The following is an 8,201-nucleotide window of genomic DNA, read 5'->3' on the forward strand; positions in this document are numbered from 1 at the left end:
TACGCTGGCGCTAGAGGCGGAAAAACTCGGCCGCCCGGTGTTGATCAGCACCGGCGATAAAGATATGGCGCAGTTGGTGACGCCTGCGATCACCTTGATCAACACCATGACCAATACCGTACTTGGTCCGGAAGAGGTCGAGCAGAAATATGGCGTGCCACCAGCGTTGATTATCGATTTCCTTGCCATGATGGGCGACAGCTCGGACAACATTCCGGGCGTGCCGGGCGTTGGTGAGAAAACCGCACAGGCGCTGCTGCAAGGCTTGGGCGGTATGCAGTCAATCTATGACAACCTCGATAAAGTGGCCGATCTCTCGTTCCGCGGCGCGAAAACCATGGCGGCGAAGCTGGAGCAAAATCGCGATGTCGCTTTCCTGTCTTATCAGCTGGCAACCATCAAAACCGACGTTGAGTTGGATCTGACGTGCAATCAGCTTGTCGTCAATGAACCCAATGTAGAAGCACTGCAAACCTTGTTTAGCCGCTATGAATTTAAGCGCTGGATCACCGATTTGCAGGATGGCTCATGGCTGCAACAAGGTAAAAAGAGCAACGCGCAGACTAAGAAAGCGCAGCTCAGCGAACCTGCTGCGCCCGCTGCCGAAGCGACCAGCGTGCTCTCTGCGGATGGCTACGTCACTATTCTCGATGAAGCGACCTTTTCCGAATGGCTGAAAAAGCTGAAAAGCGCCGAGCTCTTCGCTTTCGATCTTGAGACCGACTCGCTAGATACGTTAAGTGCCAATATTGTCGGCATTGGGTTTGCCGTCGCGCCGGGTGAAGCGGCTTATCTGCCGGTCGCCCACGATTATCTGGATGCGCCAGATCAACTGGATCGTAGCGAAGTACTGAAGCAGCTGAAACCGTTGCTGGAAGATGGCAAAGCGGCGAAGGTTGGTCAGAATCTCAAATACGATCGCGGCGTGCTGAAGAATTACGACATTGAACTGAACGGCATCAAATTCGACACCATGCTGGAATCCTATTGCCTGAACAGCGTGGGTGGAAAACACGATATGGATAGCCTGGCCGCGCGCTGGCTGAACCATAAAACGGTGACGTTTGAAGAGATCGCGGGCAAAGGCAAAAATCAGCTCACCTTTAATCAGATTGCGATCGAGCAAGCCGGTCACTATGCGGCGGAAGATGCCGATGTCACGCTGCAATTGCATCTGAAAATGTGGGAGAAGCTGGAGCCGGAAGCGGGGCCGAAACAGGTATTTGAAGAGATCGAAATGCCATTGTTGAAGGTGATATCGCGCATTGAGCGCAACGGCGTGCTGATTGACCAAAATATCCTGGCGAAACACTCGCAGGAGCTGACCACGCGTGTGGCCGAGCTGGAGCTGAAAGCGCACGAGCTGGCGGGCGAACCGTTTAACCTCTCTTCACCTAAACAGCTGCAAACCATTCTGTTTGAAAAGCAGGGCATCAAGCCAACCAAGAAAACGCCGGGCGGCGCGCCGTCGACCAGCGAAGAAGTGCTGGCTGAACTGGCGCTTGATTATCCGTTGCCGAAAGTAATTCTGGAGCATCGTGGTTTATCGAAGTTGAAATCGACTTACACCGATAAGCTGCCACTGATGATCAATCCGGTTACCGGCCGCGTGCATACTTCCTATCATCAGGCAGTAACCGCGACAGGACGACTCTCGTCTACCGATCCTAACCTGCAGAATATCCCGGTGCGCAACGAAGAAGGGCGCCGTATTCGTCAGGCGTTTATCGCCGGACCGTGCAATCGTATTGTTGCTGCGGACTACTCGCAGATTGAACTGCGCATCATGGCGCATCTGTCGCAAGATAAAGGTCTGCTGGATGCGTTTGCTCAGGGCGAAGATATCCACCGCGCCACCGCGTCAGAAGTGTTTGGTGTGGCGCTTGGCAAAGTATCGGGCGAGCAGCGTCGCAGTGCTAAGGCGATCAACTTTGGCCTGATCTACGGAATGAGCGCGTTTGGTCTTTCCCGCCAGCTGAATATCGGCGCGGGTGAGGCGAAGAAATACATGGATCTCTACTTTGAACGCTATCCGGGCGTGTTGCGTTATATGGAAGAGACGCGCGCGAAGGCGGCAGAGAAAGGCTATGTAGAAACGCTCGATGGCCGTCGCTTGTGGCTGCCTGATATTACCTCCAGCAATGCCATTCGCCGTAAAGCAGCGGAGCGTGCGGCGATCAACGCCCCAATGCAAGGCACGGCGGCAGACATCATCAAACGCGCGATGATTGCGGTGGATGGCTGGCTGTTAGAGCAAAAAGACGATGCCGTGCGCATGATTATGCAGGTACACGATGAACTGGTGTTTGAGATCCGCAGCGACGCGGTAGATAGCTCGATTAAGACCATCCGTGACCTGATGGAGAACAGCATGAAGCTGGATGTGCCGCTGCAGGTTGAAGTCGGAACCGGCGATAACTGGGATGAGGCGCACTGATTATGCGCATTCAGCGGTATTTGCGTGCCGCTGTCATCATCATAAGAAAAATGTTTACTTAATCGGTTCAGCAACCTCTCAAAGCGGTCTATTAAATGCGCGTTTTGTAACTGCTTATCGGCTAAGCATTTTTTTAGTAATTAAACTACATCGCACACGTGAAAGTGTGATGAACTTAGTAAAAAAGATGTCGAATCCTGAAACTTAACAACAAAAAACCCTTTGTAGGGCGCGGAAAATCAGGTAGAGTTTGTCGCGTAGGGTACAGAGGTAAGATGTTCTATCTTTCAGACCTTTTACTTCACGTAATCGGATTTGGCTGAATATTTAGCCGCCCCAGTCATTTATGACTGGGGCGTTTTTTATTGGGCTTTTTCGCAAAAGCCGCAACAAAATTACTCTGCTATTTCTTCGCCGTCGCCTTCTTGCGCAGGCTCCAGTTCGCTAAACCAGCTGTCCAACTTCTTACGCACAATATCAACGCCCATCTTCTTCAGTGACGAGAACATTTCTACCTGCACATCACCGTTAAAGGCCAGCGACGCTTCGCGCACCATCGTCAGCTGTGCTTTACGCGCGCCGGATGCCAGCTTGTCGGCTTTGGTCAGCAAGACCAGCACGGGAATCTGGCTCTGCACGGCCCATTCAATCATGTTCTGATCGAGGTCTTTCAGCGGATGGCGAATATCCATTAATACCACCAAGCCTTTCAATGCCTGGCGTTTCTGTAAATATTCCGCCAGAGACTTTTGCCATTTGCGCTTCATCTCTTCCGGCACCTGGGCATAGCCATAACCGGGTAAATCGACCAGACATTTACCTTCAACCACTTCAAACAGGTTAATCAGCTGGGTACGACCTGGCGTTTTACTGGTACGTGCCAGACCCTTTTGGTTGGTGATGGTGTTCAGCGCGCTGGATTTGCCTGCATTCGAGCGCCCGGCAAAAGCAACTTCAATACCCACATCCGCCGGTAAATGGCGAATATCGGGGGCGCTGAGCATGAAATGGGTCATGTGATAGTTCAAAGCAGACAAAGTGAAACTCCAGCAAAATGAATCGGGCAATTGGGCTGATTATACCTGTAATGGCGCAAAAGTGCCCGATAGCGTCTAAACGCGTCATTTTGTAAGAGATCTATGATTTTTACTGCCAGCGATTACCGCTTCATGGAATATTAACAATGATTTTAGGCATTTAATTTCAATGGGTTGAGATGTTTGTAGGAAATGCCACTCTAAAATAGAGACAAGTCTCACTTGTTCATTTTACCTATTAGTCTACATTTGTTGTCAGTGCACGGCAGCACCCATCAGGATGATGAGCTCAGGAGTGTCGGGGATGACCAGGAGCATGGCGGGAAGCGATTCAGGCAGGAATCGGACAAGGACAGGGATTAATCGCAGGAGCGATGTGGCGATGGAGCAACCGGGACGTTGTGAGCCGTAAAGGATTTATTCAGTGTTTCCTTCGTATGAAGGTGCGATAAAAGGCGATAGCATAGGCTATCGCCTTTTTTCTTTGCTTACTTTCTGCTAGATTTCGCCGCAATTCTATACTGAACTCACAAAGCATCGCCGAGACCGGACACCATGAAGCAACCTGCATCAGCCCCGCGTGGCAAACCTGCTGCGAAAGCCAAACGCAAATCGCGTGAAGACCTTAATCAGGAAGCGCGCGATCGCAAACGCGATAAAAAGCATAGCGGCCACAAATCTGGCAGCCGCGCTAATCCGGAAACGCAAACCGCTGGCAAAGGTCAGGGTAAAAAAGCTCAGGATCCACGCCTGGGCAGCAAAACGCCGATCGCATTAGTCGCTGATGGTAAAACCCAGCCGGCGAAAAAGCCTGAAGCGAAGCCAAAACCAAAAGCGGAAAAAGTTCGCCTGACGCCGCAAGAAGAGCTGGCGAAGCTGGAAAATGACGAACGTCTGGATACGCTGCTGGATCGCCTGGAAAACGGTGAAACCTTGAGTGGCGAAGATCAGGCGTGGCTGGATCAAACCTTAGACCGTATTGACGAGCTGATGGAAACGCTGGGCATCGCGCTGGATGACGAAGCGGAAGATGAGCAGGCTGAAGAAGATATGATGCGCCTGCTAAAAGGTAATTAAGGCAAATTTTGATCGGCATGCGTTTTCGCGCATGCCGCGCTAAACAGGTATTCACCTATGTTTTGGCCTGGATCAATTTTCGCGCTGCTACTGACATGTTATCTGATCTGGTTATTGTTTAAACTACGCCGCCTGTCGCGTCTGAAGTCGCGTTTACGTCGGCGTTCAGCCCATCGCTTCGTCCACTCTTCTGCTACGCGACCCTCTCTCAGACGACGTCACCGTAAGGAGTGAGCATGTCATCGCAGCAGATTGATTGGGATCAGCGCCTCATCGAAAAATACAATTACGCTGGCCCGCGTTATACCTCTTATCCCACCGCGCTTGAGTTCAGTGAGAACTTTGGTGAGGCTGATTTTCAGCACGCCGTGCAACGCTATCCCGATCGTCCGCTATCGCTATATGTGCATATCCCGTTTTGCCATCGTCTTTGCTACTTCTGCGGCTGCAATAAAATCGTGACGCGCCAGCTGCATAAAGCCGATCGCTACCTCGATGTACTGGAGCAGGAGATCCGCCAGCGTGCGCCCTTGTTTGCGGGGCGCTGCGTCACTCAACTGCATTGGGGTGGCGGTACGCCGACATTCCTCAACCAGCAGCAGGTGAGCCGGCTGGTGGCGCTGCTACGCGATCATTTTACCATTGCCGATGATGTCGAAATGTCGATCGAGGTTGATCCGCGAGAAATCGAACTGGAGATGATCGATCATCTGCGCGCGGAAGGTTTCAATCGTCTGAGCATGGGCGTGCAGGACTTTAATAAAGCGGTGCAGGAGCGCGTGAATCGCGTGCAGGATGAAGAAACCATCTTCGCGCTGGTGCAGCGTGCGCGTGAGCAGGGCTTCCGTTCGGTTAGCCTCGATCTGATTTATGGCTTGCCGCTGCAGACGCCGGAAAGCTTCGCCTTCACCTTACAGCGCGTTATTGCGCTCAATCCCGATCGCCTCAGCGTCTTCAACTATGCGCACATGCCTGCGTTGTTCGCTGCGCAGCGCAAAATTAAAGATGACGAGCTGCCAGGCGCCGCACAGAAACTACAAATCCTGCAGGAAACCATCGCCACCTTAACCGGCGAAGGTTACCAGTTTATCGGTATGGATCACTTCGCGCGTCCGGATGATGAACTGGCGGTGGCACAACGCGCCGGCGAACTGCATCGTAATTTTCAGGGCTACACCACGCAGGGCGATACCGATCTGCTCGGTTTGGGCGTGTCGGCCATCAGTATGCTGGGCGACAGCTATGCGCAAAATCACAAAGAGTTGAAAGCCTATTACGCAGATGTTGAGCAGCGCGGCGATGCGCTGTGGCGAGGGCTCACGTTGAGTGACGATGATTGTTTGCGCCGCGATGTGATTAAAGCCTTAATCTGCAATTTCGCACTGGATTTTGCTGCGATAGAAACGCAATACTCGATTGATTTTGAACGTTATTTTGCCGAGGATTTAGCGATGTTAGCGCCGCTGGTGGCGGATGGATTAGTGGAACAGCACGGTCGCAGCCTGCACGTTACTGGCGTCGGCCGATTGCTGATTCGAAACATCTGTATGTGCTTCGATGTGTATATGCGCCAAAAGGTGCGCATGCAGCAGTTCTCGCGAGTGATATAAAAAAGGGGAGCTCATTCGCTCCCCTGTATCAAAACGCACAACGTGCGCGTTATTCCATTCCCAGCTCTTTCAGCTTACGCGTCAAGGTATTACGTCCCCAGCCGAGCAAGCGTGCCGCTTCCTGTTTGTGTCCTTGCGTGTGACGCAGCGCGGTGGTGAGCAGTGTGCGCTCCATCTCCGGCTGTGCTTCCGACAATAGGTTTTGATGACCGGAACGCAAGGCGCGATCTGCCCACTGCGCCAGCAGCGTAGCCCAGCTGTCCGGTAACGACTGCACCGGATTGTCTGGCGTGCTGGATTCAAACAGTTCAGGCGGCAGATCCTGAATCAATACTTCCTGGCCCGCTGCCATCACAGTCAACCAGCGACAGGTATTTTCCAGCTGGCGCACGTTACCGGACCAATGCAGACGCGTCAGCGCGGTTTCGGTTTCCGGATGCAAAATCTTCGCTTCCACGCCTAACTCACGCGCAGCGACCTGCAGGAAGTAACGCGCCAGGCGCGGAATATCTTCGCGGCGTTCACGCAGCGGCGGCAGATGAACGCGAATCACGTTAAGACGATGGAACAAGTCTTCACGGAATTTGCCTTCCTGCACGCGCAGCTCAAGATTCTGGTGGGTTGCCGCGATGATACGTACATCCACTTTCACCGGCGCATAGCCGCCAACGCGATAAAACTGGCCATCGGCCAAAACGCGCAACAAGCGGGTTTGCACATCAAGCGGCATGTCACCAATTTCATCGAGGAACAGCGTGCCGCCATCGGCCTGCTCAAAACGCCCCTGACGAATCTGGTTAGCACCGGTAAACGCGCCTTTCTCGTGACCAAACAGCTCTGATTCAATCAAATCTTTGGGTATCGCCGCCATGTTTAGCGCGATAAAAGGGGACTTCGCACGTGGACTATGACGATGCAGCGCATGGGCGACCAACTCTTTACCGGTACCGGATTCACCGTTGATCAGCACGCTAATTGAGGAGCGTGAAAGACGACCAATGATGCGGAATACATCCTGCATGGCCGGCGCTTCACCGATAATGTCGGTAGTTGGTCCGCTGACGGGCTGATTACGCGGCTGCTGCTGCTCCTGATAATGGCTAATCGCACGCTCAACCAGCGCCACCGCTTCATCAATATCAAACGGCTTTGGCAGGTAATCAAACGCACCTTGCTGATAAGCGCTAACGGCCGCATCCAGATCGGAGTGCGCGGTCATAATGATGACCGGCAGCATCGGATGGCGCTGCTTAATCTGTTTCAGCAGCGCAAGTCCATCCATGCCAGGCATACGAATGTCTGACAATAATACGTCTGGGGTTTTGCTTGCGAGCGCGTCCAATACCTCGTTAGCGCTGTCAAAGGTTGCACAGCTCAAACCGGCTCCAGTGAGTGCCCTTTCAAGCACCCAGCGGATGGAGCTATCGTCATCGACGATCCAGACTATCCCTCGTTGCATAGAAACCTCACTGGCGAATAGGCAGGTAAACCGAGAATTCGGTGTGTCCTGGCCAACTGTTAAATTCTATTTTCCCTGAATGCTGATCGATCAGGCTACGGGCGATGGACAGACCTAAACCGGTGCCGCCTTCGCGTCCGCTAACCATCGGATAGAACAGGGTGTCTTGTAGCTGGGCCGGAATCCCTGGGCCATCATCTTCAATATCAATACGTGCAACTAAACGGTAACGCGTGCCGTGCAGCGTGAGCTGGAAGGCAGTACGCGTGCGAATCACAATGGTGCCGCCTTCATCGCCTAAAGCTTGCAGGGCGTTACGCACCACATTCAACAGCACTTGTTCAATCTGGTCGGGATCGTGCGGCAGCTCCGGCAGGCTTGGATCGTAATCGCGCACCAGCGAGACGTTATCCGGCAACTCCATCGACACCAGATTCACCACGCGCTCGGCGACCTGATGAATGCTTTGCGTTACGTGCAAGCCCGGCTGTTGCGGGCCAAGCAGACGATCAACCAGATTACGCAGTCGATCGGCTTGCTCAATGATGATGCGTGTATATTCATGCAGGGAAGGATCGGGT

Annotated in this window: 6 protein-coding genes; 3 read left to right on the forward strand and 3 right to left on the reverse strand. The window is 53.0% G+C overall.

The genetic code is table 11. From position 1 onward, the window contains the following. A partial coding sequence (gene polA, locus RTY00_RS11405; RefSeq protein WP_312664511.1) for a DNA polymerase I occupies positions 1-2,437 on the forward strand: 2,437 nt, incomplete at its 5' end. Positions 2,438-2,832: 395 nt separating this feature from the next. Here polA and yihA read toward each other — a convergent pair. Beyond that, positions 2,833-3,474 (reverse strand): ribosome biogenesis GTP-binding protein YihA/YsxC, encoded by a 642-nt coding sequence (gene yihA / locus RTY00_RS11410; RefSeq protein ID WP_312664512.1) that lies wholly within the window; start codon positions 3,472-3,474, stop codon positions 2,833-2,835. 555 nt (positions 3,475-4,029) lie between these two features. Between yihA and yihI the strand changes: the two genes are divergently transcribed. Both yihI and hemN read left to right on the forward strand, forming a co-directional pair. Continuing rightward, complete coding sequence (gene yihI / locus RTY00_RS11415; protein ID WP_008109804.1) at positions 4,030-4,551, forward strand: Der GTPase-activating protein YihI; 522 nt, start codon at positions 4,030-4,032, stop codon at positions 4,549-4,551. A gap of 236 nt (positions 4,552-4,787) precedes the next feature. Beyond that, positions 4,788-6,161 (forward strand): oxygen-independent coproporphyrinogen III oxidase, encoded by a 1,374-nt coding sequence (hemN, locus tag RTY00_RS11420; protein ID WP_312664513.1) that lies wholly within the window; start codon positions 4,788-4,790, stop codon positions 6,159-6,161. A gap of 49 nt (positions 6,162-6,210) precedes the next feature. On the opposite strand, the gene glnG is transcribed toward hemN, so the two are convergent. Both glnG and glnL read right to left on the reverse strand, forming a co-directional pair. Beyond that, on the reverse strand, positions 6,211-7,620 hold the full coding sequence (glnG, locus tag RTY00_RS11425) for a nitrogen regulation protein NR(I) (protein WP_008109800.1): 1,410 nt from the start codon (positions 7,618-7,620) through the stop codon (positions 6,211-6,213). 7 nt (positions 7,621-7,627) lie between these two features. Further along, the coding region (gene glnL / locus RTY00_RS11430; RefSeq protein ID WP_312664514.1) for a nitrogen regulation protein NR(II) at positions 7,628-8,201 on the reverse strand (574 nt) is incomplete at its 5' end.

The organism is Pantoea sp. CTOTU49201 (genome assembly GCF_032054795.1).
In the GTDB taxonomy this organism is placed as follows: Bacteria; Pseudomonadota; Gammaproteobacteria; order Enterobacterales; family Enterobacteriaceae; genus Pantoea; species Pantoea symbiotica.